Annotated in this window: 28 protein-coding genes; 21 read left to right on the plus strand and 7 right to left on the minus strand. The window is 63.1% G+C overall.

Annotated features, from left to right (window positions below; translation table 11 throughout):
* Window positions 1-266: 266 nt before the first annotated feature.
* From IVB46_RS38300 to IVB46_RS38330, 7 genes are all read left to right on the plus strand, one after another.
* Window positions 267-1127, plus strand: coding sequence for an ABC transporter permease (locus IVB46_RS38300; RefSeq protein WP_247345079.1), 861 nt, complete (start codon window positions 267-269; stop codon window positions 1125-1127).
* Window positions 1127-1930: an ABC transporter permease gene (locus IVB46_RS38305; RefSeq protein WP_247345082.1), complete on the plus strand. Its 804-nt coding sequence runs from the start codon at window positions 1127-1129 to the stop codon at window positions 1928-1930. The genes IVB46_RS38300 and IVB46_RS38305 overlap by 1 nt, the downstream gene beginning before the upstream one ends.
* 28 nt (window positions 1931-1958) lie before the next feature.
* Window positions 1959-3023 (plus strand): extracellular solute-binding protein, encoded by a 1065-nt coding sequence (locus tag IVB46_RS38310; protein ID WP_247345085.1) that lies wholly within the window; start codon window positions 1959-1961, stop codon window positions 3021-3023.
* Window positions 3024-3034: 11 nt separating this feature from the next.
* Entirely contained in the window at window positions 3035-4129 is a 1095-nt protein-coding gene (locus IVB46_RS38315; RefSeq protein WP_247345088.1) for an ABC transporter ATP-binding protein, read from the plus strand.
* A 121-nt stretch (window positions 4130-4250) separates the two neighbouring features.
* Window positions 4251-4946: a 5-oxoprolinase subunit PxpB gene (gene pxpB / locus IVB46_RS38320; protein WP_247345091.1), complete on the plus strand. Its 696-nt coding sequence runs from the start codon at window positions 4251-4253 to the stop codon at window positions 4944-4946.
* Complete coding sequence (locus tag IVB46_RS38325) at window positions 4943-5920, plus strand: biotin-dependent carboxyltransferase family protein (protein WP_247345094.1); 978 nt, start codon at window positions 4943-4945, stop codon at window positions 5918-5920. The genes pxpB (IVB46_RS38320) and IVB46_RS38325 overlap by 4 nt, the downstream gene beginning before the upstream one ends.
* A 35-nt stretch (window positions 5921-5955) precedes the next feature.
* Window positions 5956-6723: a 5-oxoprolinase subunit PxpA gene (locus IVB46_RS38330; protein ID WP_247345097.1), complete on the plus strand. Its 768-nt coding sequence runs from the start codon at window positions 5956-5958 to the stop codon at window positions 6721-6723.
* Here the strand turns inward: IVB46_RS38330 and IVB46_RS38335 are convergent.
* Genes IVB46_RS38335 through IVB46_RS38360 form a run of 6 tightly spaced genes read right to left on the minus strand, consistent with a single transcriptional unit; the run spans window position 6716 to window position 11396 of the window.
* Window positions 6716-7141, minus strand: coding sequence for an acetyl-CoA carboxylase biotin carboxyl carrier protein subunit (locus IVB46_RS38335; RefSeq protein WP_247345099.1), 426 nt, complete (start codon window positions 7139-7141; stop codon window positions 6716-6718). The two genes, IVB46_RS38330 and IVB46_RS38335, sit on opposite strands and share 8 nt — an antisense overlap.
* Window positions 7132-8109 carry a biotin-dependent carboxyltransferase family protein gene (locus tag IVB46_RS38340; protein WP_247345102.1) on the minus strand — a complete coding sequence of 326 codons (978 nt, stop codon included), beginning with the start codon at window positions 8107-8109 and terminating at the stop codon, window positions 7132-7134. The genes IVB46_RS38335 and IVB46_RS38340 overlap by 10 nt, the downstream gene beginning before the upstream one ends.
* Window positions 8106-8768, minus strand: a complete 663-nt coding sequence (gene pxpB / locus IVB46_RS38345) for a 5-oxoprolinase subunit PxpB (RefSeq protein WP_247345105.1) — start codon at window positions 8766-8768, stop codon at window positions 8106-8108. The genes IVB46_RS38340 and pxpB (IVB46_RS38345) overlap by 4 nt, the downstream gene beginning before the upstream one ends.
* Complete coding sequence (gene accC, locus IVB46_RS38350) at window positions 8765-10120, minus strand: acetyl-CoA carboxylase biotin carboxylase subunit (RefSeq protein ID WP_247345108.1); 1356 nt, start codon at window positions 10118-10120, stop codon at window positions 8765-8767. The genes pxpB (IVB46_RS38345) and accC (IVB46_RS38350) overlap by 4 nt, the downstream gene beginning before the upstream one ends.
* Window positions 10120-10638 carry an acetyl-CoA carboxylase biotin carboxyl carrier protein gene (gene accB / locus IVB46_RS38355; RefSeq protein WP_346016158.1) on the minus strand — a complete coding sequence of 173 codons (519 nt, stop codon included), beginning with the start codon at window positions 10636-10638 and terminating at the stop codon, window positions 10120-10122. Before accB ends, accC (IVB46_RS38350) begins: the two co-directional genes overlap by 1 nt.
* Window positions 10638-11396 (minus strand): SDR family oxidoreductase, encoded by a 759-nt coding sequence (locus tag IVB46_RS38360; protein ID WP_247345116.1) that lies wholly within the window; start codon window positions 11394-11396, stop codon window positions 10638-10640. The genes accB and IVB46_RS38360 overlap by 1 nt, the downstream gene beginning before the upstream one ends.
* Before the next feature lie 186 nt (window positions 11397-11582).
* Between IVB46_RS38360 and IVB46_RS38365 the strand changes: the two genes are divergently transcribed.
* From IVB46_RS38365 to IVB46_RS38375, 3 genes are all read left to right on the plus strand, one after another.
* On the plus strand, window positions 11583-12545 hold the full coding sequence (locus tag IVB46_RS38365; protein WP_247345119.1) for a LysR substrate-binding domain-containing protein: 963 nt from the start codon (window positions 11583-11585) through the stop codon (window positions 12543-12545).
* 127 nt (window positions 12546-12672) lie between these two features.
* The gene (locus tag IVB46_RS38370) at window positions 12673-13344 is read left to right on the plus strand and encodes a 4-carboxy-4-hydroxy-2-oxoadipate aldolase/oxaloacetate decarboxylase (protein ID WP_247345122.1); all 672 of its coding nucleotides are present in this window, start codon (window positions 12673-12675) and stop codon (window positions 13342-13344) included.
* 36 nt (window positions 13345-13380) lie between these two features.
* Window positions 13381-14364, plus strand: coding sequence for a peptidyl-alpha-hydroxyglycine alpha-amidating lyase family protein (locus tag IVB46_RS38375; protein WP_247345125.1), 984 nt, complete (start codon window positions 13381-13383; stop codon window positions 14362-14364).
* 29 nt (window positions 14365-14393) lie between these two features.
* Here the strand turns inward: IVB46_RS38375 and IVB46_RS38380 are convergent, their stop codons facing one another.
* Window positions 14394-15659: a LysR family transcriptional regulator gene (locus tag IVB46_RS38380; protein WP_256468698.1), complete on the minus strand. Its 1266-nt coding sequence runs from the start codon at window positions 15657-15659 to the stop codon at window positions 14394-14396.
* A gap of 187 nt (window positions 15660-15846) precedes the next feature.
* Between IVB46_RS38380 and IVB46_RS38385 the strand changes: the two genes are divergently transcribed.
* The 11 genes from IVB46_RS38385 to IVB46_RS38435 all read left to right on the plus strand — a co-directional run bounded on the left by IVB46_RS38385 (window position 15847) and on the right by IVB46_RS38435 (window position 25755).
* Complete coding sequence (locus tag IVB46_RS38385) at window positions 15847-17049, plus strand: aminotransferase class I/II-fold pyridoxal phosphate-dependent enzyme (RefSeq protein ID WP_247345130.1); 1203 nt, start codon at window positions 15847-15849, stop codon at window positions 17047-17049.
* A 14-nt stretch (window positions 17050-17063) separates the two neighbouring features.
* Entirely contained in the window at window positions 17064-17534 is a 471-nt protein-coding gene (locus IVB46_RS38390) for a biotin/lipoyl-containing protein (RefSeq protein WP_247345134.1), read from the plus strand.
* Window positions 17531-18232 (plus strand): carboxyltransferase domain-containing protein, encoded by a 702-nt coding sequence (locus IVB46_RS38395; RefSeq protein WP_247345137.1) that lies wholly within the window; start codon window positions 17531-17533, stop codon window positions 18230-18232. Before IVB46_RS38390 ends, IVB46_RS38395 begins: the two co-directional genes overlap by 4 nt.
* Window positions 18229-19224: a biotin-dependent carboxyltransferase family protein gene (locus IVB46_RS38400; protein ID WP_247345140.1), complete on the plus strand. Its 996-nt coding sequence runs from the start codon at window positions 18229-18231 to the stop codon at window positions 19222-19224. The genes IVB46_RS38395 and IVB46_RS38400 overlap by 4 nt, the downstream gene beginning before the upstream one ends.
* Window positions 19221-19640, plus strand: a complete 420-nt coding sequence (locus IVB46_RS38405; RefSeq protein ID WP_247345142.1) for a biotin/lipoyl-containing protein — start codon at window positions 19221-19223, stop codon at window positions 19638-19640. The genes IVB46_RS38400 and IVB46_RS38405 overlap by 4 nt, the downstream gene beginning before the upstream one ends.
* 19 nt (window positions 19641-19659) lie before the next feature.
* Window positions 19660-20427: a 5-oxoprolinase subunit PxpA gene (locus IVB46_RS38410; RefSeq protein WP_247345145.1), complete on the plus strand. Its 768-nt coding sequence runs from the start codon at window positions 19660-19662 to the stop codon at window positions 20425-20427.
* Window positions 20428-20444: 17 nt separating this feature from the next.
* Window positions 20445-21818, plus strand: a complete 1374-nt coding sequence (accC, locus tag IVB46_RS38415) for an acetyl-CoA carboxylase biotin carboxylase subunit (RefSeq protein WP_247345149.1) — start codon at window positions 20445-20447, stop codon at window positions 21816-21818.
* On the plus strand, window positions 21815-22750 hold the full coding sequence (locus IVB46_RS38420) for an ABC transporter permease (RefSeq protein ID WP_247345153.1): 936 nt from the start codon (window positions 21815-21817) through the stop codon (window positions 22748-22750). Before accC (IVB46_RS38415) ends, IVB46_RS38420 begins: the two co-directional genes overlap by 4 nt.
* A complete protein-coding gene (locus IVB46_RS38425) occupies window positions 22747-23553 on the plus strand; it encodes an ABC transporter permease (RefSeq protein WP_247345156.1) in 807 nt (268 codons plus the stop codon). Before IVB46_RS38420 ends, IVB46_RS38425 begins: the two co-directional genes overlap by 4 nt.
* Before the next feature lie 18 nt (window positions 23554-23571).
* Window positions 23572-24651: an extracellular solute-binding protein gene (locus IVB46_RS38430; RefSeq protein WP_247345161.1), complete on the plus strand. Its 1080-nt coding sequence runs from the start codon at window positions 23572-23574 to the stop codon at window positions 24649-24651.
* Between the two features lie 78 nt (window positions 24652-24729).
* Window positions 24730-25755, plus strand: coding sequence for an ABC transporter ATP-binding protein (locus tag IVB46_RS38435; RefSeq protein WP_247345164.1), 1026 nt, complete (start codon window positions 24730-24732; stop codon window positions 25753-25755).
* Window positions 25756-25795 lie beyond the last annotated feature (40 nt).

The following is a 25795-nucleotide window of genomic DNA, read 5'->3' on the forward strand; positions in this document are numbered from 1 at the left end:
GCCAGGGAGGGTGAGGAAGAAAGATGCTGTCAGCAGCACTTACCGATCAAGATTGGAGCATTATGCCGAACCAATTGTCATAATCGTTCTTAATACCCCTAATCGAAGATGCTCTTGGCCCCATAGAATGCCGGCGCATAAGCTTGGTTGAAAGAGGGGTAGGCCTTGGTATCGCACAGTCGAGGACGGCCAGCGATGACCACCAGCGACGATGCGGTGGCGGTTTTGGGTGTCGAGGCTCCACCGGCGGCCCAGCGGGGATCGCGGTGGCGGCTGACCCTGCCGGTCGGCTGCTGGCCATCCCGATGCTGGCCTTCCTAACCTACTTTTTCTTCTACCCGGCCATCAAGCTACTATTCTCGAGCATCCAGACCCAGGATAGCCGCGGAATCATCGGGCGGCCGTACACGTTTGCACATTATGCGCGCCTGATCGACGTCGAACTCTATGCCCGCGTACTCTGGACGACGCTCAGGATCAGCATCGTCACGTCGGTGCTCGCAACTGTGCTCGCTTATCCGGTCGCGTTGGTCATGGTCAAAAGCCGCCCGATCGTGACGCGAGTCATTACGCTGATCGTCATCGCGCCGTTGATCGTCAGCGTGGTTGTCCGCGGTTATGGCTGGCAACTGGTGCTTCAGAATGGTCCGAAGGGGATGCTGAACTGGATCCTGATGGCCCTGCATATCATCAGCGAGCCGTTGTCGGTTCTCTACACGGAAACGGCCGTGATCATCGGATCGCTGCACGTGTTCTTCCCGATGATGGTCCTGCCGCTGGCCTCGGCGCTCGGCAAGATCGATCCGAACCTCGAAGACGCCGCCCGTGTCCTTGGGGCGCCCTGGTGGAGGGTGTTCTGGCGGGTGACGCTGCCGCTGAGCATGCCCGGCTTCGTCGCAGGTTTCACTCTCGTCTTTTCGCTGACGGCGGGCTCCTTCGTCATTCCCGCGATCCTGGGCGGCGCCTCGGCGGTCATGCTTGGCAATTTGATCGAGCAGCAGATCTTCGTCGTCTATGACTGGCCGTTCGGCGCCGCGATCGCCGTTGTCCTCGTAGGCCTCGTCCTCGCGGTCAACGGTGTCTCGATGTGGCTCCTGGAAGGCCGCCGTCTCAGGAGGGCCGAATAATGGACGAGCGTTTCTCGGGCTTCGGGGCCTTCATCCTCTACACCATCACCGCCGGCATGATGGTGTTCATTCTGGCGCCGCTTCTGCTGGTCATGGCGGCGTCGGTCTCCGACACCTATTTCGTGACGTTTCCACCGCAGGGCTTCACGCTGAAATGGTACGCCAAGGTCCTCCAGGATCGCGATTTCCTCGAGGCGATGCGGCTCAGCATCCTGCTTGCGCTCGGCACGACGGCCGGATCGCTCTTGCTCGGCGTGCCGGCGGCCTTCGCGCTCGTGCGCGGCGATTTCGTCGGCCTTGCCGCCATCAAGGGCTTCCTTTTGTCGCCGCTCATCTTCCCGGCGCTGGTGACGGGCCTGGCACTGCTTCAGATCCTGACAAAGCTGGGCTCTCAGGACGCGCGGCTCAATCTTCTGATCGGGCACGTCGTCGTGACGTCGCCCTACGTCATCCGGACCGTCGTCACCAGCCTTCAGCTGGTGGACGAGAATCTGGAAGACGCCGCGCGCACGCTCGGGGCCGGGCGATTGCTGACCTTCTGGCGCGTGACGCTGCCACAGATCGCCTCCGGCGTGGCGGCGGGTGGATTGTTCGCCTTCATGGTGTCCTTTGACAACTATCCGGTGACGATGTGGCTCGCGAACTCCGAGTACTCACCGGTGCCGCTGGTCCTGATGCGGCAATTGGTCAACGTCTTCGATCCGTCCGTGCCAGCGATGTCGACCATCATCATCCTGATGGCGATGGTCGGTGTTCTGGTTCTGGAGAAACTGGTTGGCCTGCGCCGCGCGCTCGCCGCCTGATGTGTTCTGGTAGAAGGAGATTGGACTCATGAGCCTGACGCGTAGGACACTCATCAAGGCCGGCGCATCCGCGCTCGCGTTCCCCACGATCATCAGCCGCGCTTCGGCGCAGGACGCCAAGCAGTTGCACGTCGGCGTCTACAACTCCGCGCTCGGCAAGCTGATCCAGAAGGAGGTCATCCCGAAGTTCGAGGCCGAATTCAAGTGCCGCGTCTTCACGATCGAGGGGGCGACGCTGTCCAACATCGCGGCCCTTCGCGCTACCCGCGACACGCCGCGCTTCAGCGTGATGATGATGGACGATGTTGGCATCCCCCAGGCGAAGCAGGAAGAGCTGATCGACAAGCTCGACGCAAACAAGATCCCGAACCTCGCCAAGGTCTATCCGCGCTACCTTTTCGAGGACGGCTATGGGGTGGGGTTCTCCATCTCGAGCGCGGCCATGTTCATCAGTCCGCAGGTCACGAAGCCGATCGAGAGCTACGAGCAGATCTTTGACGCGAAGTACCGCAAGCAGATCCTGCTGAATACGCCCAAGAACACCCAGAGCGTCCTGATGCTGATCGTCGCGACGTCGCTCGTGACCGGCAAGCCGTTCAAGGAGGCGCAATATCTGGTCGACAGCGGCTGGGACAAGCTGGCCGCGCTGAAGCCGAATGTGCTGACAATTTACGACAGCGAGGCGCAAGTGCTGCAAGTCGCCCAGGGCCAAGCCACGATCGGCGGTATCGAATATTCCAAGGCGATCTATCCGCACACCGCCAAAGGCATGCCGCTCGACATGACTTTCCCCAAGGAGGGGGCATTCACCGGGATCAACAGTATGACGCTGGTCAAGAACGCGCCGGAACCGGATCTCGGCTGCGCCTTCATCAACCGCGTCCTGGAACCGTCGGTCGCCAGGATGCTGTCGGAGCAGACCCTGAGCGCGCCCTCGGTTGGCGGTATCGATTTCAAGCCCGAAACGGCCAAATTCCTGGCCTATCCCGACACCAAGGCGGCTGATCTCGGGCTGTTCACGCCGGACTGGAAGTTCATCGTTCCGCGCCGCGGTCCGTGGTTGGAGCGCTACAATCAGGTGTTCACGAGCTGAGCGGGGTTGCCATGAGGTCGTCCGAAGTCAGGCTTGATTGCCTCAGCAAGGAATATAACCGAACGATCGCGGTCAACGATGTCTCGCTCACGATCGAGCCAGGTCATCTGATCGCGCTGCTCGGTCCGAGCGGATGTGGCAAGACCACCTGCCTTCGCATGATCGCGGGCCTGATCCGCCCGACATCCGGCGACGTCTTCGTCAACGACGAGCGTGTAACCGACATCCCGGTCCATCGCCGCAACGTCGGAATGCTGTTCCAGAGCTACGCTCTGTTCCCGCATCTCACGGTCGAGGAGAACATCGCGTTCGGTCTCGACGTGCGCGGGATCGCGAAAGCCGAGGCCGCCAAAAAAGTTGCTTCGGCGCTGAGCCTCGTCCAGCTCTCGAACTTCGGAAAGCGATACCCGGCGCAGCTCTCTGGCGGCCAACAGCAGCGCGTCGCACTCGGCCGGGCGCTGGTCATCGAGCCGGCGATGCTGCTGCTCGACGAACCGCTAGGGGCGCTCGACAAGGGCTTGCGTGAAAGCATGCAGGTCGAACTGCGCGCCTTGCAGCGCCGGCTGGGTCTCACCACGATCATGGTCACCCACGACCAGGACGAGGCGCTGACCATGGCCGACAAGATCGTGGTGATGCGCGACGGAAAGCTCGAGCAGGTCGGCTCGCCGACCGAGATCTACCAGCGCCCGGTGTCGAAGTTCGTGGCGAAATTTATCGGCGCTTCAAATCTGTTCGAGGGGCGCGTCGAGCAGAGAAATGGCGGCGGTGCGGTTATTCGCGTCTCTCCGGAACTGAGCTTGCAGGTCGACGAGATGCCGGCCTCCGCGACTGATGCCATGATCTCGATACGGCCCGAGTCGATCGTCGTCGAGAGGGGCGGCCAGGGCGCCGCGACGCCAGAAGCGAACAGCGTCGCGGCGCGGGTCGACCAGGCGATATATCGAGGGTTTGTCAGTCAGTATTATCTGAGGACGAGCGGCGGCGAGCAGATCATCGTGTTCGAGCAGAATCAGTCGCAGCAGGCGGGGCTTTGCTATTCGGTCGGGGAGGAGGTCATCGCGCGGTGGGGCGCTCCGAGCAATCACGTCATTGCACGGCAGTAATTACCCGGTGGGCAATCGACATCCCTTATACCCGCAGACGAACATCGTCTTGGATCGACTTTTAGGGCTTGGCTAGATTTGCGACTGACGAGGCCTTGGGCGTCGGACGAGCGAGGCATTTTTGTCGATTAATCACCCCAGCGCTCCCTTTGTCGGCGCGATCGAGAAAAGCCCGAAGATCAGCCTGATTGGCACGCTCGCCATGCTGATCGAGGCGCCGGGCGATTTCGACCTGGTTCAGCAGGGACGCATCTGGGCTTTGGCCGATGCCCTCTCATCCTGGCCAAATGTTCAGGAGGCCGTCATTGGCGTCACCAATGTGATGCTGGCGTTTGAGCAACCGCCCGAGGATATCGGCATGCTCAGCGCCGCAATTGTCGAACTGTGGCACCGTCAATCCGGGCGCAAGGCCGATGGCAAGCTCATCGAGATTCCCGTCGTCTATGGAGGCGAGCTCGGCTTTGATTTGCCGGCGGTCGCACACCGCGCAGGCCTGTCTGAACGCGACATCATCAGAATTCACAGCGAGGGCGACTACACCGTGTGCGCGGTCGCGAGCTCGCCGGGATTTGGCTACCTCCACGGCCTTGATCACGGCATTCACATGCCGCGTAAATCAGTGCCGTCACTCAATATGCGGGCAGGCTCCGTGACCATTGGCGGGATGCAGACCGGCGTTGCGGTGCTCACGGGGCCAAATGGGTGGAACGCCATCGGCTGGGCCTCGATCGCGATGTTCGATCCGCATCGTGAGCAGCCGTCGCTCATGCTGCCGGGTGACCGCGTCAGATTCAGGATTGATCGGATCGAGCTGTGATCGAGATTCTGGCCAGCCCCGCCTTCAACACGATCCAGGATCTGGGACGCAACGGCGCGCGTCGTTTTGGCGTAAGTGCGTCCGGCGCGATGGACCCTGTCGCGCTCGCAGCCGGCAATGCGTTGCTCGGCAACGACGATGACGCCGCAGGCATCGAGATTCAAACGTTTCCGTTCCGCCTGCGCTTCGAATCCGACACGCCATTCGCGCTCACAGGAGCTGATCACGATGCCACATTGGCGGGTGCGACGGTTCCATCGTGGTGGTGCCGGCGGGCGAGAGCAGGCGATATCCTCTCGATCGGCGCGCCCAGGCGGGGTTCACGCGTTTATCTGACGCTCGGAGGGGGCATCGACGTACCTCGCGTGCTCGGCTCGCGCAGCACTCATTTGCGCGCCGGATTCGGCGGGATGGAAGGGCGCGCCTTGCAGGTAGGCGATATCATACCGGTTGGCGAGGCAGGGCGGGGGGCGTCCGGCCGCTCGGATTTTGGCGTCGAGCCGCCCGATGTAGCGATTCCGCTCCATGGTCCGTCCAAGGACCGCGTGCTGCCGGTGCGCGTCATGCGGGCGGGCGAGTACGATCTGTTCTCGGAGGCGATGCAGGCGACGTTCTGGTCAACACCCTGGAAGATCAGTGCCCGGAGCGATCGGGGCGGATACCGTCTCGCCGGAAACAAGCTCACATTGGAGACGCCGGTCGAGATGCGCTCGCATGGCGTCGTGGCGGGTGTCGTGCAGGTGCCGCCGGCCGGTGAACCGATCATCCAGATGAGCGACGCCAACACGGCGGGCGGCTATCCGAAGATGGCTGCCGTGATCCAGGCCGATCTCTGGCGTCTCGGCCAGGCGGCGCCGGGATCGTCCATCATCTTCAGCGAGGTCAGCTACCAGGAGGCGGTTGCGGCCATGGCTCCGGTCGATGACTATCTCGCGAAGCTGCGTGCGACCGCGGATCTTTATCGAGCGCTTTGAGTGGACGTCAACAACAACAAGAGCAGGGTACGAGCATGAAAATCGGCATCAATTCGGACATGGGCGAAGGTTTTGGCAATTATCGTATCTGCGACGACGAGGCGCTGATGGGCATCATCTCGTCCGCCAACGTGGCGTGCGGATTCCACGCCGGCGATCCCATCATCATGGATCGCATGGTCCGGCTGGCGAAGCAGAAGGGCGTCGAGGTTGGTGCCCATCCGGGCCTCCCGGATTTGCTCGGATTTGGCCGCCGCGTGATCCAGATGGATGCCGCCGAGCTCGAGAAGCACATGGTCTACCAGATCGGTGCATTGCAGGCGATCGCGACCAATGCGGGGCATCGCGTGACCCATGTCAGCTTCCACGCGGCGATGGGTAACATGGTGGACGCGGACCCTGACATGGCCGATGTCGCTGCGCGTGCGATTGCGACCATCAATCGCGATTTCATTGTTTTCTCGCAGCCCGGTGCCGAAATCGCGCGCGCCGCGCGCAAGGTCGGCCTGAGGGTGCTGGCACTGTTTCTAGCCGATCGCGCCTATGACGAGCACGCTCGTCTGGTGTCCCGCAAGCTTCCGAATTCGGTCATCACCTCGCGCGAGGCCGTGGCCGAGCGGGTGAAGCGCTTCCTGGACAGCGGAACGGTGCAGACGATCGAGGGCAAGTCGATCAAGATCGAGGCGCGCTCGATTCTGATCCACAGCGACACGCCCGGATCAGTCGAACTCGCCGGCACGGTGCGTCGTGTGATCGAGCATGGCGGCGGCGAGGTCGTTCCCGCGGCCGTGTTGCTCAATTGATCGCGATGCTCTCGGGGAGCGGGTGAATGCGCACGATCGGCGCTCCGTAGCCAACGGTGGCGCCGACCTCGGCGACAACGGCATCGACGATGCCAGCGGTCGGTGCAACGACGGGCGCATACAGCAGTCCGATCTTGACAAGGCCGACGATTGCGCCGGCCTCGATCCGCTGGCCGGGCGCGACGAACGGTTTGTCCCGCCAGGGGTGAGCTGCGAGGAAATAGCCCGCGACATCGGCCTTTGCAATGATGGCGTGGTCTGCCGCAGGGCTGGCCGCGGCGCCAAGCGCCGGGGACGCAGCGGGCGTCTCGATGACAAGCTTCAAGGATTGTCCCGGCTCCTCGATCTCGATTGCGTCGACGCCGGATTTTTCGAGGATTTGGGCCAGATGCTCGATGTCGGTCAGCTCTATCGGCATGCTCTGATCTCCTCGACGAGACGTAGGTTGGTCCGGAGCCGGTCGAGATAGGCGGACATCTCGGACTCGGCCGCAAGCGCATTGACGTAAGCGGTTTGCTCGAACCGCAATGTTCCGCCGAGCCGCGCCTGTCCGACGCGCCAGAGATCCGCTCCGATCACGGTTGCGATCTTCGGATATCCGCCGGATGTCTGCGCGTCTCGCATCTGGATGATGGGTTGCCCGTTAGGCGGAATCTGGATCACACCGGGGACGATGCCATGTGAGCGTTTCTCGATCGGTACGCGCGGCTTCACGGCAGGGCCTTGCAGGCGGTAGCCGTAGCGGTTGCTCTGCGGCGTGATCTTCCAGCTGCTGGACCAGAACAGCGCCTGCGTGGCGTCATCGAAGCCGTCATACTCGCCGGCAACCACGACCCTGACGATGGTCTCGTCGTCGGCCGCGTTTGGCCGCGCCAGTGTGATGTCGGTTGGCTCGACTCCGAACTCGCCGATGACCGCGGCAGACACGGCACAAGGCAGGATGTCACCGGGCTGGAGCGGCCGTCCGTGCAGCCCACCAAACTCTCCGCGAAGCTGCGTGCTACGTGAGCCCAGCACTGCAGGCACGTCGATACCGCCGCCGACGGTCAGATAGCATCGCGCGCCTCGGGGCATCGTCCTGATGGTCAGAACGTCGCCGGCTCGGGCCTGTGATCGCCACCATGGCGGGATCGCGCGTCCGGTGATCTCGGCGACGACGTCGGCGCCGGTGAGCGCGAAGGCCATGTCCTGGTCGAAACGGAGCTTGAACGGCATCATCGGGATCTCGATGCCGGCGGCGTTCTCGTCGTTGCCGAGGAGCATGTTGCCGGCGCGCAAGGCGACGTCGTCCATCGCGCCCGACGTGCCGACTCCAAAGCGATATTGGTCGAAGCGGCCGAGATCCTGGACGCTGGCTGGGCCGACGACGGAGAGGATCTCGATCAACGGATCACCCGTTCGATCGCAAAGCGGATGGTATCGCCCGGTGCCAGCGCGGCGGGTATCGGCCAGGACGGGTCGAAGAATGTCCAGTTGGTGTGCCCGATGGCGTGCCAGCCGCTGGGGCCGGGCGATGCGGAGACACCCGTCTGCGACCCACCAATGGACACCGAACCGCCGGCGGACCGCTGCAGCGGCGTCTGACGCCGCGGCATGGTGATCCGCGGGTCCATGCCGCCGAGGTAGCAATAACCGGGATGGCTGCCGAGTGCGAACACAGTGTAGAGCGGAGCGGCATGGATCGACACGATATCGTCTACCGGCAGGCCGCAATATTCGGCGACGGATTGCAGAGATGATCCGATCTCGCCGCCATAGGTGACCGGCAGCCTGATCTCGCGGCCGCCGATCGCAAGGCCCTCCGCCTGGTCCCAGCCGTCTTCAAGGGCGGCAATCAGGCTGTCGAGCTTGCTGGGAGGGGTCTCGAAGGTCAGCATCAGATTGGTGATGCCGGGGATCGCCTCGCGAATTCCTGGCCATGTCGATGCAGTGGCCGCCAGCGCCCAGACGCGTCGCTGATGGGGCAGATCGAATGCTCCGGGGGCCTCGAACAGCAGGGCCGATGTCCCGAGCAGGCTGATCCGTGGTCGCTCGGACGCCGTCATTGTGCAGCCACCCGCGCGCTCATCCAGTGCTCGAGATGGTGGATGTCGTAGCCGCCGCGGCAGAACTCAGGATCGGAAAGGATCGCCTGATGCAACGGCACATTGGTTCGGATGCCCTCGGCGCGCAGTTCGGACAAGGCCACGCGTGCGCGCGCCAGTGCCTCGTCGCGGGTGCTGCCATGGACGATCAACTTGCCGATCAGGGAGTCGTAGTGACTCGGCACGCTGGCGCCGGCCGTGATATGCGAATCGACGCGGACGCCGATGCCGCCGGGAACGTCCCAGCGCGTCACCGTGCCAGGCGAGGGCGCGAAATTGGCGGGGTCCTCGGCGTTGATGCGGAACTCCACGGCATGCCCGACACGTGCAATTTCGGCTTGCGAGATCCCCAGCGGCTGGCCCTGTGCGATTCGGATCTGCTCCTTGACGATATCGATCCCGGTCGTCACTTCGGTGACGGGATGCTCGACCTGCACGCGCGTGTTCATCTCGATGAAGAAGAACTGTCCGTCCTCGTAGAGAAATTCGAAAGTGCCGGCGCCGCGATAGCCGATCCGCCGGCAGGCTTCGATGCAGCTTGCGCCCACCTGTTCGATCAGCTTGCGATCGATGCCGGGCGCGGGAGCTTCCTCGACGACCTTCTGGTTCCTGCGCGGGAGCGAGCAGTCGCGATCCCCGAGCCAGAGATGATTGTCGTGCTGGTCGCACAGCACCTGGATCTCGATATGGCGGGGTCTTTCCAGGAATTTCTCGATGTAGACCGCAGCGTTCTTGAAGGCCTTGCTCGCCTCCGCGCGCGTCAGTGCGAGTGCCTGGTCCAGTGCGTCTTCGCTCCGCACGATCCGCATGCCACGCCCGCCGCCGCCACCGGCAGCCTTGATGATCACGGGGTATCCGATGTCCCGCGCAATCGCGCGTACCTCCGCCGGATCATCCGGGAGGGCGCTGTCCGGTCCGGGCACGCAAGGCACGCCGGCGGCCCGCATCGCGCGCTTGGCCGCGACCTTGTCGCCCATGGTTCGGATACAGTCTGCGGGAGGGCCGATGAAGGTGAGACCGGCGCGCGCAACCCGGTCGGCGAACTCCGCGCTTTCCGACAGGAAGCCGTAGCCTGGATGAATTGCATTTGCGCCGCTAACCTCGGCTGCGAGCAGGATCGCCGCGGCACTCAGATAGGTGCTGCTCGCCGGCGCGGGCCCGATGCAAAGCGCTTGGTCCGCGAGCGCGACGTAGCGTGCGTCGCTGTCCGCCTCCGAGTAAATGACGACTGTCTTGAGGCCCATCGCCCGACAGGCGCGCTGGATGCGAAGTGCAATCTCGCCGCGGTTTGCGATCAGGACCTTGTCGAACATCAGGATGAACCCACAGGGCCGATCCGGAACAGGGCCTGGCCCGCTTCGATCTCGCCGCCGTTCTCTGCAAGGATCGCAAGCACGGTTCCCGGCGCCTCGGCCGTGATGTCGATGAAGGTCTTCATCGCCTCGATGATGCAGATTTTTTGCCCGGCCTCGATCCGCGCGCCGACCTCCACCAGCGGCGGTTCGTCAGGTGCGGCGGCCCGGTAGAATACGCCGTGCATCGGCGATGGCACGACAATGTCGATGCTGGCCGAGGCAGTGAGCTCGGGCTGAGGGCTGCTTTGCCGATCGGGGATGGGAGCTTGCGCGTTGTATTCGGTTGCAGGCTGGGCCTGAACTGGAGGCGCTCCCGCGGGCGAACGCTTGAGGATGCGGATGCGGGTGCCGTCCTGCGTCAGTTCCAGCTCCGCGACGGCGGAGCGCGCGACGAGATCCACGAGTTGTTCGATCTTGGGGAGGTCCACAGTCAGGCTCCGCGTTGACGCCATGTCGGGGTCGGGGCGTTCATGCATCACTCTGCCGGCCGTGGGCCCCTCTGTGCGAAATTAAGCCCGCCCACCACCTGCTGGGTCGGCAAGACCTCCATGAACGCGACATTCATGCGCGCCGGCGATCCAACTGCGAATGCGATCGAATTGGCGATGTCCTCCGGCTGAAGCGCATCATAATCGTCGAAGAAGCGGCGCTTGGCCTCGGCCAAGTCACCCAGCAGTCGCCCGAAGACTTCGGTCTCGACCCGCGCCGGCGATATCTCGGTGACGCGAACTCGCGTGCCGAAAAGGTCAACGCGCAATTGCTGTGACAGCGAGTGAATGCCCGCCTTCGTCGCGTGATACACGGTGTTTCCGCCGGCGAATGCGTAGTGGCCCGCGATGGAGGAGATGTTGACGACATGGCCACGGTCGCGGCGCGCCATGCCGGGCACGACCAGCCGCGTCAGATGCAGGACCGCGCGCAGATTGACGTCGATCAGCGCATCGACATCCTCGGACGTCGTGTCCAGGATATTGCCGCGGCGGGACTGGCCGGCATTGTTGATGAGAACGTCGAACTCGGCCGACTTCGCCAAGGCCGCAAGCGCATCCAAATCGCTGATATCAACGGCGCAGGACCGGCATCCGGTCTCCGCGGAGAGGGCAGTCAGACGGCTCGCGTCGCGCGCTACGGCGTAGACTTCGAGCCCTTCCGCACGCAGGCGGCGCACCGTCGCCGCTCCGATCCCCGAGGATGCACCCGTCACCAAGGCCGTTCGATAGTCCGAAAATCCCATCCGCGAGGGCTCCTCTGCTACCGTCCAGCCCCCAAATGGCGTCGGCTGCAACGCGAGCGGCGGACGTGGTCAGAGCTACCTATAGGCCCTGCCGGTTCCAGATGGTAAGAACATTTCCTTCTGATCCCATAGCTTCAGCCTATCGCTGGTGCATAGCTCCCTGTCTGGATATCCGGAGGCGCCGTATTGGACACGAAACGTTTGGAGGCCTTCATCAAGGTCGTGGATCTCGGCAGCATGACGAGCGCGGCGAAGGTGCTGAATGTCGCGCAGCCGGCCCTGAGCCAGCACATTGCGAGCCTGGAGGCAGACTTCAAGTGCAAGCTGCTCGATCGCAGCGCACGCGGGGTCAAGCCGACCGAGGCTGGACGAATCCTCTATCGCTACGCCAAGTCCATCCAGCGGCAGATCGAAGAGGCCCGCCGTACCATTCTGGACAACAAGCCGGAGCTGACTGGCAACGTCACGATCGGCCTGGCGCCGCTCAGCTCGGCGACCGTGCTTGCGACGCCATTGCTGATGCAGGTCCGTGCACGTTTTCCCGGCATCGTGCTGCACATCTACGACAGTTTCGGGATCGTGCTGAGCGAGATGATGCTGAAAGGCAGTCTGGACATGGCCGTTCTCTACGGCGATCGACCGGTGACCGGCCTCGACTACAAGCCGCTCATGCAGGAGCCGTTCTTTCTCGTCGTGCCGCGCAGCATGTTGGCGGAGCAGCCGCAGTCGGACAGCGCCTCCGCGGCCGAGGTCGCGCAATGCGACCTCATTCTACCGTATCGGGAATCCTTCCTGCGGCAGGCGGTCGAGCGGGTCTGCGCCGAGGTTGGGCTTCGTCCGCGCATTGTCGCGGAGATCCATTCACAGTCGACCCTTTCGTCCGCGATTGCGGCCGGAATGGGCGCGACCGTGCTGCCCCTCTCCATCGCGAATGCGCTGCCGAACCAGGACCAGCTCAGCATCCGGCGGATCGATGCGCGGGCCGCGTCGCTGCAAATGTCACTCTGCATTTCGGACAATGCGGCTTTGTCGGACGCGGCCTTTGCCGTCTACAAGGTGCTGCTGGAGATCATCGGCGAGACGTGGGGCGGCTCGTCGGGCGGGCTCTTCCGGCGACCTCTCGCCCCGGCATCCCAGGAAGAGCATTGATCGCGATACGCAGTGATGCGGGCGACCTATAACGAAACGCGATGCGGCAATCCTGAAATACGAATTTGCCGCCCTAGGGCGGTTGATTATGGAGGTGTAACGGAGATCGGTCCGCAAGGAGGTTGCCATGGTGCACGTGATCAGGACATTCGATCGGCCAGCCGCCGGACTTGTCGATCGCATCAAGCAGTTTCCTCCGTCCACTTTGCACGAGGCGCAGGGGCGGTCGGGTGCGCTGACCTCCCGCATCAAGCCCATCTATCCCGGCATGCGCGCCTGCGGACCGGCGTTGACGGTCAGCTGCCATCCGGGCGACAACATGATGCTCATTACCGCGATTTCGCTGGCCAAGCCGGGCGATGTGCTCGTGGCAAGTGCAGGTGATCATCCCGAGCAGGGCGGCTTTGGTGAGGTGCTCTCGACGGCCTGCGTCGCCAAGGGCATCGTTGGCCTGGTCACGGATGCCGGTGTTCGCGACGGTCCGGCCGTGCGCGACACCGGCTTCAATGTCTTCTCCTACGGCCTCTGCATGAAGGGCACGGTCAAGGAGACGCTCGGCACCATCAACCAGCCCATCGTGATCGGCGGGATTGCTGTTCGTCCCGGCGATATCGTGAGCGCCGATGACGACGGCGTCGTGATTGTGCCCAAGGAGAACATTGCCGACGTCTGCGTCAAGTCGGCGGCGCGCGAGGACAAGGAAGCCGCCGTGATGAAAGCGCTCAAGGCCGGCGAGGATATTCTCGAGCTGTCCGGCATCGGCAAGGTGCTGGAGTCCAAGGGCTGTACCTTCGCCTGAGCGGTCACACGCAAGCGCGCAATGACAGGAAATTCAGTGGCGGCCATTCTCGGCTCGGGTGAGCATCGGTACCACGTCGCCGACAATTGGGCGAAGCTGCCGGATGGCTGGCAGCTCACCGACGTTGCCTCCGTCGCGGTCGACAGTAAGGACCGCATCTACGTCTTCAATCGCGGCGCCCATCCGATGGTGGTGCTCGACCGCGACGGCAATTTCCTGCGGAGCTGGGGTGAGGGGCTGTTCTCCCGCGCCCACGGCCTGCACATTGACGCCGACGACAATCTCTATTGCACCGACGACGGCGACCATACGGTGCGCAAATGCACGACCGACGGCAAGGTGCTGCTGACGATCGGGGTCCCCGAAAAACCTTCGCCGTTCATGAGCGGCGATCCCTTCCACCGCTGCACCCACACGGCGCTGTCCCCGAAGGGCGAGATCTACGTCTCGGACGGCTACGGCAACGCGCGTGTTCATAAATTCACGCCCGATGGCAAGCTGATCAAGAGCTGGGGCGGACCCGGCACCGATCCCGGCCAGTTCAACATCGTTCACAATATCGCGACGGACGCCGACGGCTTCGTCTATGTCGCCGACCGCGAAAACCACCGCGTGCAGGTGTTCGACGGTAACGGCAGGTACGAGACGCAGTGGAACAATTTGCACCGCCCTTGCGCGCTCTGTTGCTGTGGCGGCAAGCAGCCGAACTTCATCGTCGGTGAACTTGGGCCCGCCCTGCCCGTCAATCGCAAGGTCCCCAATCTCGGCCCCCGACTGTCATTCGTGGACGCCAAGGGCCAGCGCATCGCGCGGCTCGGCGGCGAGGACGGCCCCGGTCTTGCGAGCGGAAAATTCCTGGCGCCGCACGGCATCGCGCTGGATTCCACGGGCAACCTCTACGTCGGCGAGGTCGGCGTTACCGACTGGAAGACGAATTTTCCGGACGAAGACATGCCGGCTGTGGTCCGTGCGACACGTTGCTTGCAGAAGCTGGAGCGCGTGGTTGACGTTCCTCGTTAGAGACGAAGTGCGACCGCTGGGCCGTTTTGTCAGGGAGATCCGACGGCGGCGTCCGGCTGCAACTGAGTTTCATGCACAGTTGCGCGCAGGATCCGTACAAACTCGGCCTGGATCGCTGTTGGCTCCAGATCGCGTCGCGACAACAGCCAGACATCGCGGTGCGAGTTGGGCACTGCCTTTGGGAGGATACAGAGGCCGGTCAGGGCATCGTCGATCCCATGGGTACTGCGGGTGGTGAGCGCAAGGAAGTTGGTCTGAAACAGTAACGAGCGAACGAGCGAGAATTCCAGCGTCGTCACCGCCGCAGGCGGCGGGGCCATGCCCTCGAGCTCGAACATCGTCGCCATCCTTGCGGCCGCGCCGGTGCCAGGCTGGGCACCGATCCAGGGATATGATGCAAGCGTCTTTCCATCGAGGTGGGTTTCGCGGGCCAATGGATGGTCAGGTCCGCAAACGACACACAGCTCGCTCGCAAACAGCTTCTCGGACTTGAACTCGCGCGGAATGTCAGGCCGTACGGTGGTGCACAGGTAATCCAGGCGCCCCGCGCGCAGATGCTCGAGCATGTCTTCGTAATGATCCTGCTCGACCACGAAGCTGATGCCGGGAAATGCATGGACGCATTTCTGGATGGTGGCCGGCAGGAGCACGGATGCCGAGACGCGAACGCAGCCGACCGCGATCGTGCCTCGGAGCTGCCCATTGAGCGCGCTCATGTCGGCTTTCGCAAAGCGAAGCTCTCGTAGCGCCAGGCTGAACAGGATCGCGATCTCGTGGCCGAGATCGTTGAGTGAGCCGCCGTATTTCTGCCGATGAACCAGCTTGGCTCCGAGGACAGCTTCGAGCCCGCCGATGGCGCGATGGACCGACGGAACGCTCAGGCCGATGTGTTCGGCGGCATTGCGAAAGCCGTCAAACTCGTCCATCGCCGTCAGCGCGCGGACCTGTGACACTGTCAACAGATTGAGCAGGCGTTCCAGGCGCGCGACCGAAGGCCGGTCCGGATCCGGGCAGAATTTCGACAACGCGCGCGTGAGGTAAAAAATACAGCGCCCTGCGCGTCTGACCAGCGCTGCGCCAAACTCCGTCTCGACCAGCCCGGTTGCGCGGCGCTCGAACAGGTGCACGCCATAGTGCTCCTCGAGCGCACGAAGCCCAAGCGTCACAGCAGGTTGGCTCAGCCGCAGACGCTGTGCGGCCTTGCGCAGGCTCAACCCTTCAGAGACGAGCGTCAATAGGCGCACGTGTCGAAGATTAGGCAGAGGATGATCCTCTTTTAGGCGGATGTGTCGCATCGAAGCAGGGTGTTAGCAGGAACTTATCGCATGACGGAATGAATAAATTGGCGGTCCGGCGCGCGAACGATGCATCATTTCGTCATGGCGAGCCACAACGAAGTGACCGCGATATCAGAGCAGGAAACGGCACGGGAGGAGATCTTGTCGGCGCCTTCGTGAAGGCGACGAATCCCGGAGCTGTCTTATGCAAGTCACTGCCGCTCGCCTGTCTCGCGTCAAAGCATCCGCCTCGGAAGCTGCATCACGAAAAGCGCGCGAGTTGATTTCGGCGGGTGTGGACCTGATTTCGCTTGCGACCGGCGAGCCGGATTTCGATACGCCCGATCATGTCATCGAAGCCGCGATCGCAGCGATGCGCGGCGGCCAGACGCGCTACACCTCGTCGGACGGAACTGTCCAGCTCAAGCGCGCGATCGCGACGAAATTTGTGCGCGACAACAACATTGAATATGCGCCTAACGAGATCCTTGCGAGCTCGGGAGCCAAGAACGTCGTGTTTCTGGCCTTGATGGCAAGCCTCGACGCCGGCGATGAAGTGATCGTGCCGGCGCCACACTGGGTGTCGTACACCGACATGACGGTGCTGGTCGGCGGCACGCCGGTCGTCGTCAGCTGCTCGCACAACAATGGTTACAAGCTCGACGCCGAGAGCCTGGAGAAGGCGATCACGCCGAGAACGAAATGGCTTCTCCTCAACTCGCCGAACAACCCGACCGGCGCGATCTGCAGCAAGGAAGAGCTCGAGGCACTGGCTGAGGTGGTCCGGCGCCATCCGCGCCTGCATGTGATGACCGACGAGATCTACGAGCACATCATTTTCGACGGACTCAAGTTTCACAGCTTTGCGGCCATTGCACCCGATCTCAAGAGCCGGACGCTGACCATCAACGGCGTGTCGAAAGCCTACGCCATGACCGGCTGGCGGACCGGATTCGCCGGCGGACCGGTCGAGCTGATCGAATCGATGCGGCGTGTTCAGTCTCAATCACTTGGCAGCAGCTCGTCGATCAGCCAGGCGGCCGCAGCGGCAGCCCTGACGGGGCCGCAGGAATTCCTCCTGGAGCGCTCCGCCGCGTTCCAGGCCCGGCGTGACCGCGTCATTTCCATGCTGAACTGGGTGCCTGGTCTTTCTTGCAGCCGTCCGCAGGGCGCCTTCTATCTCTTCGTCGGCTGCGCGGATCTGCTGGGTCGCCGCACCCCGGACGGTAAGGTCTTAGCCGCCGACACGGATGTTGCCGAATTCCTGGTCGAATACGCAAAGGTCATGGTCGTCAACGGCGGGGCCTACGGTCTCTCGCCTCACTTCCGGATTTCGATTGCCACATCGCTCGAGCGACTTGAAGAGGCCTGCCGCCGCATCACCTCGGCGATTTCGGCTCTGAGGTAACCGAGGGAAGCACCATGACCGTCCCATCGATCAGCTTCCTCGAAGGCGTCATCGATCTCTTCAACAGGTCGGGCGCGACGGAGTTCGAGTTCAGGGACGGCGACGTCAGCGTCAAGCTTCGACGGGACGCCTCGGCAGGGCTCGCGATCGTCTCGCCCGCCGCAAGCACGTCCGCTCCGGCGCCATCAAACGCGCTGACCGGTGCACCGCTCGCGACGACGAAGGCCGAAGAAGTTGTTCCCGCCTTCATGCACGGCGTGTTTCACCGCGCGCCCGCGCCCAGCGAGAAACCGTTCGTCGAAATCGGCGCGAAGGTCACGAAAGATCAGCAGATCGGCATTCTCGAGGCGATGAAGGTATTCATGCCGGTCGTCTCGCCGATTGACGGGACGATCGTGCAGATCCACGTCGAGAACGCCGCCGACGTCTCTGTCGGACAGGCGCTCATGACCGTCGGGCTCTCCCGCACGGGAGAGCGCGTTTGAGCGGCAGGATCAACGTTCTCGCCGAGCCGCGGGTCACGCATTGCGGTGACCAGGGATTGCTGCTTGAGGCAGAAGGTGATTTGGCGCTGCCGACCCAGGAGCGAATCTGGGCGCTGAACGACCGCGTCCTTGAATGGCCAGGCGTGCTGGATACGCAGCCGGGCATGAACAGCCTGCTGGTGCTGCTCAATCCGGATGAGAGCGATCTAGTCGAAAGCGCGGACAGGCTGCTTCGCGCTTGGAAGGAGTGTCGAAGCGTTGCCCGGAAGGGCAAGTTGCTTGAAGTCGGCGTCATCTATGGCGGCGAGGGTGGGCTCGACCTGCCCGATGTCGCCCGGCATCACGGCATCGACATCGAGGACGTCGTCCAATTGCACTCAGACGCGGAGTACACGATCTTCGCGCCTGGCACTGGTCCCGGCTTCGGATACCTGTTCGGGCTCAACCGTCGTCTTTTCATTCCGCGCCGGAATATTCCGGTGATGCGAAAAGTGGGCGGTGTGGTCTCGCTTGCCGGGGCGCAGGCGATGCTGGGGGTGCCAAGGAAACCGAACGGCGCGGACGTCTCGCCGACCGGATGGTACGTCATTGGACGGGCACACGATGTGCCGGAGCCGTTCGATCTTGCACGCGATCCGATGAGCATCGTGTCGCTGGGCGATCGCGTTCGCTTTCGCGTGGAGCGGATCGAGCGATGATCGAAATCTCTCAAACAGCTCCGCTCAATACGGTCCAGGATCTCGGGCGGTTCGGCTACCGGCGCTATGGCATCGGCACCGCCGGCGCGATGGATCGTCTGGCTCTGGCGGCCGGAAATCGCGCGCTCGGAAACGCGCCAGGCGCAGCGGGCGTCGAGTTCCAGCTGTTTCCCGTGACCATCCGCCTTCGCGAGGACGGGGCCATTGCGCTGACTGGCGCTGACTGCGTAGCGACGTTGGACGGCAAGGCCATTCCGCCCTGGTGGGTGCTGCCGGTGAAGGCAGGGCAGACCTTGAAGCTCTCCGCGCCCCTGCGCGGTGCGCGCACTTATCTCTGCGTCGGTGGAGGCATCAATGTGCCGGAGGTGCTCGGCTCCCGCAGCACGCAGATGCGCGATGGGTTCGGCGGGCTGTCGGGAAAACCGCTGAGTGCGGGCGATGTTCTTGCCGCGGGGCCGCATGCGCCGTGTCGCTTCCGGGACCCCTTTGGCTTCGGCATCGAGCCGCCTGAGGCCGCAATCGAACCGAATTTGCATGATTGGGCCGCGGACAGCGATGTCGTCCTGCGCGTCATCCTCGCATCCGAGGCGCCTCAATTCGATGACGCCTCGCTCAAAGCCTTCAAAACGGCGTCCTGGACGGTCACCGCGCAGAGCAACCGCATGGGGTATCGGCTCGCGGGCCCGACACTGACGCGACCGGATCCGACCGAGATGCGGTCGCAGGCGATCGTTCAGGGCGTGGTCCAGGTGCCACCATCTGGGCAACCGATCGTGCAACTGGCGGATGGCAATTCGGCCGGCGGATATCCCAAGATCGCTTATATCCTTCAGTCCGACTTGTGGCGTCTGGCGCAATCAACGCCGGGCCGCAAGCTGCGCTTCTCGCTGGTGTCGCTCGATGACGCCGGCCACGCGCGGAAACAGGTGTCGCGGTACCTCGACGACGTCGCGCGCTTCAGCAGCTATTGCCGAATGCAGGTGACGCGATGAGCGAGAAGCTGCACAGGATCACGGCAGTTGTCGACCTGATGCGCAGGCATGGGATCGACACGTTCGAGCTGTCGAGCCCTGACGGGACCATCAAGCTCTCGTTCGAGCCGATCGTCAACGCAGATGCTCATGATGGTCTGGCGCCTTCAACACATGCTGAAGCCGGCCTGGTTGAGATCCTGTCACCGGGAGTTGGCACGTTTGTTGCGAGGCATCCGGCGATGTCCGGAGATTTCGTGGCAATCGGTGAGACCAGGCAGGAAGGCGAATGCGTCGCTCTGATTCAGAGCGGCAGGATCTACCGGCCCGTCGTCGCGCCATTCACAGGTGCGATCGTAAAGCGGCTGGCCAGTCCGGGTGACGTTGTCGATCACGCGCGCCCGTTGTTCCTTCTGAAGCGTGGCGAGGCCGTCTGATGCCATGGAGTGAAACATCATGAAGATTGATCTCAATTCCGACCTGGGCGAAGGCTTTGGCCGCTGGAAGAGTGGGGACGACGAGGCCCTGATGAAGGTGATCTCGTCTGCCAACGTTGCCTGCGGCTACCATGCCGGCGACGCCGTGATCATGACGCGCATGACGGAAGCCGCAAAGGAAAACAAGGTCGCGCTCGGTGCGCATGCGGGATTACCGGATCTGCTCGGCTTCGGCCGCGTTGCGATGGATATCAATCCGCGGGACTGGCAGAAGCACGCGCTGTATCAGCTCGGCGCGCTCGCGGCGATCGCCAAGGTCGGCGGCTATGAGGTGACGCATGCGAGTTCTCACGGCGCGCTCGGCGACATGTCCAAGCGCAATGCCGAATATCGCGAGCTGATGCTCGACGTCTTTGCAGCCTTCGACAAGAACCTGATCGTTGCCCTTCAGCCCAACGGCAGCGCGATGCAATACGCGCGCAAGCTGGGCTTGAGGACCGTCGGCAAGATTTTTGCCGACCGCGCCTACGACGACGAAGGTCATCTCGTCAGCCGCAAGCTTCCGGGCGCAATGATCACCGCTCTTGCGGTGGTCGTTCAGCGCATCGACCAGTTCATGAACGACAGCACGATCACGGCGATGTCCGGCAAGCGCATCAAGATGGACGCGGCCTGCGTGCTCGTTCACAGCGACACCGCTGGCGCGCTCGAGATCGCCAAGGCGGTTCGCGCCACTGTCGAGAAGGGTGGCGGCAAGATCGTCCCCTTGACGGAACTGGCGAACTGACAGCGGAGCCCATTGCGATGCGGTTCAAGACCGTTCTCATAGCCAACCGCGGAGAGATCGCTTTGCGCATCATCCGCGCCTGCAAGCGGTTGGGCTTGAGAACGGTCGCCATCCATTCGGAGGCTGACCGCGGCGCTAGCTACCTCGAACTTGCCGATCGGGCGGTGTGCATCGGTCCTGCCGCGGCCGCCGCGAGCTATCTGGACATCGGCGCCATTCTGCTCGCGGCGGAAGCGACCGGCGCGGAAGCGATTCACCCGGGCTACGGATTCCTATCGGAGAACGGCGACTTCGCGGAAGCGGTCGAAGCCGCCGGCCTGACCTTGATCGGCCCCAGCTCCCAGTCGATCCGGCTGATGGGCGACAAGATCGCGGCAAAAGAAGCCATGCTGCGCGCGGGCATCCCCTGCGTTCCCGGCAGTGACGGCGCACTGCCCGCGGACATGGTGGCTTGCGAGGCTATCGCCGACAAGATCGGCTATCCCGTGATCGTGAAGGCTGCTGGCGGGGGCGGCGGCCGCGGCATCAGTATCGTTCGGAGCAAGTCCGAGCTCGCGCCCGCCATCTCCAGCACGCGCACGGTTGCGGCAAAGGCCTTTGGTGACGGAAACCTCTACATCGAAAAATTCCTCGAGCGCCCCCGGCATATCGAGATCCAGGTGCTCTGCGACGAGTTCGGCAATTGCATCTGGCTCGGCGAGCGGGACTGCTCGGTGCAGCGGCGGCATCAGAAGGTGATCGAGGAGGCGCCCGCCGTCGGCATCGATCGTGTGCTGATTGCGGAACTGGGCCAGCGCTGCGCCGGCGTGTGCCGCGAGCTCGGCTACCGCGGCGTAGGGACCTTCGAGTTCCTCTACCAGGACGGCGCTTTCGCTTTCATCGAGATGAACACTCGTGTCCAGGTCGAGCATCCCGTGACCGAGGAGATCTCGGGCGTGGACATCGTCTACGAGCAGATCAAGGTCGCTGGAGGCCTGACGCTCGGCCTTCGCCAGAAGGACATCGGGTTCACGGGACACGCCATCGAATGTCGCATCAATGCCGAACGCCCCTTCGAGTCCGTTCCGTCAGCAGGAACGGTAACAGGCTGGGAGGTGCCAACGGGCGAGGGCATCCGCATGGACAGCCACATGCGCCCCGGCGCGATCGTGCCCAGCTATTACGACTCGCTGATCGGCAAGCTGATCGTCCGCGCCGACGACCGGACGCAATGCATCGAACGCCTCAAGGCCGCACTCGGCCAGTTTCGTGTCGAGGGCGTCAGCACCAATAGCGAGTTGCACCAGGTGGTCCTCGACGATGCCGATTTCGTCCGCGGCGGGATCGATATTCACTTCCTGGAGAAATTGTTGCGACAGCGAGCCGCCGGGACGACGGAGCGCAGCCTATGACGCTGGCATCGACCGCAGACCAGAGCATGGCTAATGCGCAGCCGCACCGGGGCCGCAAGGCGCTGCGGGTTTCGATCGGGACGACCCTGTTGCTCCCGGCGCTCGGCTTCCTGCTCATATTCCTCATCGTTCCCTCGTTATCGCTTCTGAGCGCGAGCGTCCTGACGCAATCCGGCTCTGGCGATATCGGTTTGCCCGTGACCTTCGCCAACTACGATCGGCTGCTGTTCAGCCCCGCCTACCAGAAGGTCGTGCTGCGAACTCTGAGCATCTCGGTCTGGACCTCGCTCATCTCGATCGTGTTGGCGTACCCGCTGGCCATGGTCATCGCCTATGGCCGGCCGTCGCTAAGCCGTCTGACGATGATCCTGGTGGTCGCGCCGCTCGTCGTCAGCGTGATCGTGCGTTGCTATGGCTGGCAGCTCCTGCTCGGCAACAACAAGGCCGGCGTGCTGAACTGGCTGCTCGCTTCGCTGAGCCGGAATCCCCCAACGATCAAGCTGATGTACACGGAATGGGCGGTGATCATCGCTTCCGTGCATGTGTTCCTGCCGCTGATCGTGCTTCCGATTGCAACGTCGCTGGCTCGTATTAATCCGTCTCTCGTCGAGGCGGCCCGCATGCTGGGCGCGCCGGCCTGGCGGACGTTCCTGCGTGTCACCCTGCCGCTCAGCGTGCCCGGACTCACCGCCGGCGTCACCATCGTGTTCGCGCTGACGGCGTCGTCGTTCGTGACGCCGCAAATGCTCGGCGGCACCAATGCCTCGATGCTCGGGATATTGCTGGAGCAGCAGGCCATGACGGTGTTCGATTGGCCCATGACCGGCGCGATCGCCTCGGTGATGGTCGCGATCGCGCTTTGCTCGAATGCGGCATCGACCTGGATCATCGGGCTGTTGACACGAAACAGGCGGCCGGGAGGTCACAGATGACGACCGGCAGGCTTTCCCGTGGGGGCGGCTTCGTCACCTATACGGCGGCGATGGCGATCCTGTTGTTCATCGTTGCGCCGCTCCTGGTTATCGTGGCGCTGTCGGTGTCGGAGCTCAACTTCGCGACCTTTCCGCCAAAGGGCTTTACTTTCGCTTGGTATGGCAAGGTGCTGTCTGACGCCGCCTTCCGGCATTCCTTCGTCGTCAGCATTCTCATCGCCCTCGGCGCGACGACGATTTCGCTGTGCCTGGGCCTTCCCGCGGCCTACGCGCTGGATCGCTGGAAGGTGCCGAGTGCGAGCGTGATCCGGACGATGCTGCTGTCGCCGATGATCCTGCCGATCCTGATCACCGGCCTCGCCCTTCTGAAACTGTTCTCGCAGGCCAAGATGCGCGATGCGAGCATCAATCTGCTCGTCGGCCACATTCTGGTCACGCTGCCCTATGTCGTTCGCACCATCACGGTGAGCCTCGAGCTGGTCGACCGGACCCTCGAGGAAGCAGCGCTCACGCTCGGTGCATCGCCCGTGCGTGCCTTCCTGCGGGTGACCGTGCCGCAGCTCATCCCCGGCATCGCGGCTGGCTGCCTGTTCGCCTTCATGATTTCGTTCGACGATTATCCGATTTCGATGTGGCTCGGTGATGCCGAATATATGCCGCTGCCTGTCTATCTGCATGACAGCCTTACGAGGATCTTCGACCCGTCGATTGCCGCGACGTCGAGCTTGATGATTCTCACCGGAATTCTGGCCGTCGTTGGCCTGGAAAAGATCGTCGGACTTCGACGTGCAATGGGTGTCTGATCAAAAGGGGTATGAGCCATGACAAATAAGATCATCCGTCCGGTCTCGCGTCGCACGCTGTTGGGCGCGGCAGCTGTCGGCCTCGCGAGCCCGAATTTCTTCGTGAAGAACGCATGGGCGGCCGGCAAAAGCCTCTTCATTGGCACCTACACCTCGATCCAGGGGCAGGTCATCAAGGAGAAGGTCATCCCAAAATTCCAGGCGGATTTCGACTGCAAGGTGTTTCAGACCGAAAACGTCACGCTCGGCAACATCGCGATTCTCAGGACGCAGAAGGCCAACCCCAACTATTCCGTCATGATGATGGACGATCTCGGTATTCCGATCGCCAAGGGGGAGGGCCTGATCGACAAGCTGCCGCGGGATAAGATCCCTAACCTGGAGAACGCGTTCTCGCGCTTCATCTACAACGACGACCATGGCGTCGCGTTCGCGATCTCGGAGATTTCGCCCTGGTATGTGAGCTCGCTGTCACCTCCGATCGAGAGCTGGACCGACATGTGGAGCGACCGGTTCAAGGGGCGCTTCATGCTGATCACGCCAAAGCAGTCGCAGAGCGTGCAGCTGCTCGTCCTGGCCGCCTCGCTCGCGACGGGGAAGCCGATCCTGGAAGCCCAGTATGAGCTGGACAAGGGCTGGGCGAAGATGGCGGAGCTGAAGCCGAACGTCCAGACCGTCTACGATACGACGGGCGCCGCGTTGTTGCAGGCGGCGCAGGGACAGGCGGACGCGGGCGGTCCGGATTTCTCCAAGGTCGTTCAGCCCTACATCCTCAAGGGTGCGCCGATCGTGCAGTCGCGCCCGAAGGAGGGATCGTTTGCCGGCGTGAATTGCGTCACCCTCGTCAAGGGCGCGCCAGAGCCCGATCTCGGCGCGGCCTTCATCAATCGTCTCCTGTCACCCGAGGTCCAGAAAATCCTGGCGGAAGAGACGTATGGCGCTCCCTCGATCAAGAACGTTGACCTGAAGAAGGAGGTCGCCGCGGCGATCCCGTATGGCGAGGACCGGGTCAAGAACCTGATCCTGCTCGACTGGGAGAAGATCAACCCGCAGCGCGGCGCGATCATCGAGAAGTACAACCAGACCTTTGGAGCCTGAGCCATGCGACCGCCATCAACCGATCTGGCGCTGTCCGGCCTCGTCAAGACCTTTGGCGAGTCCACTGCGGTAGATAATGTGACGCTGCGGATCGCGGCCGGGGAGTTGGTGGCGCTGCTAGGTCCGAGTGGATGCGGGAAGACGACGACCCTGCGGATGATCGCAGGCTTGGTGCAGCCGACGTCCGGCGAGGTGCTGATCGGAGGATCCCGCATCACCCATGTGCCCGTGCACAGGCGGAACATCGGGATGCTGTTTCAAAATTATGCGCTGTTCCCGCATATGACGGTCGCGCAAAACGTTGCTTTCGGATTGCAGATGCGGCGTCTGCGGCAATCGGAATTGCGTCAGAAGGTCGACACGGCGCTCGCCATGGTGCGGCTCAGCGAATATGCGGACCGACTTCCGTCGGAACTGTCCGGAGGACAGCAACAGCGGGTCGCGTTGGCAAGGGCCGTGGTGATCGAGCCGGCGCTGCTGCTGCTCGACGAACCCATGGGCGCGCTGGACAAGAATTTGCGCGAGAACATGCAGTTCGAGCTTCGCCAGATCCAGCAGCGTCTCGGCATCACCGCCGTGCTCGTAACCCACGATCAGGAGGAGGCCATGACCATGGCTGACCGTGTCGTGGTGATGCGGGGAGGGCGGCTCGAGCAGGTCGGGACGCCCAAGGAAGTTTATGACGGCCCTGTCAGCCGGTTTGTAGCGAGCTTTATCGGCTTCTCCAACTTCATTCAGGGGTCTGTTGTCGCGGCAGATTCGACAGGTACGAAAATGCGTATGGCGTGCGGAACTGAGGCGCTGGTGTCCGAGACCGGCGTGAGTGACGGCGAACGGCTTCTCTCGATCCGACCGGAGTCCGTGATGCTCCGGGTGGCCACGCCCAGCGAGACCCCTGGCTTGAACGAGATCATTGCCACGGTCGAGCACGTCGTGTTCAAGGGCCAGACCACCCACGTGCACATGAAGATGCGTGACGGCGCGATTCTGCTGTCCAATCTCTCCGGAACGGAAGCCGCGCGGCTGGTGCCGAGCCTCACGGCTGGCACCGACGTGATCGCGAGCTGGTCTGCGGACCGCGCGCGGATCGTGCTCGACTCCTGATCGCTAGCGGCAAAGATACGAAAGACAAGAAAAGTGACGC

Source organism: Bradyrhizobium sp. 61, assembly GCF_023073075.1.
Classification (GTDB): domain Bacteria; phylum Pseudomonadota; class Alphaproteobacteria; order Rhizobiales; family Xanthobacteraceae; genus Bradyrhizobium; species Bradyrhizobium barranii.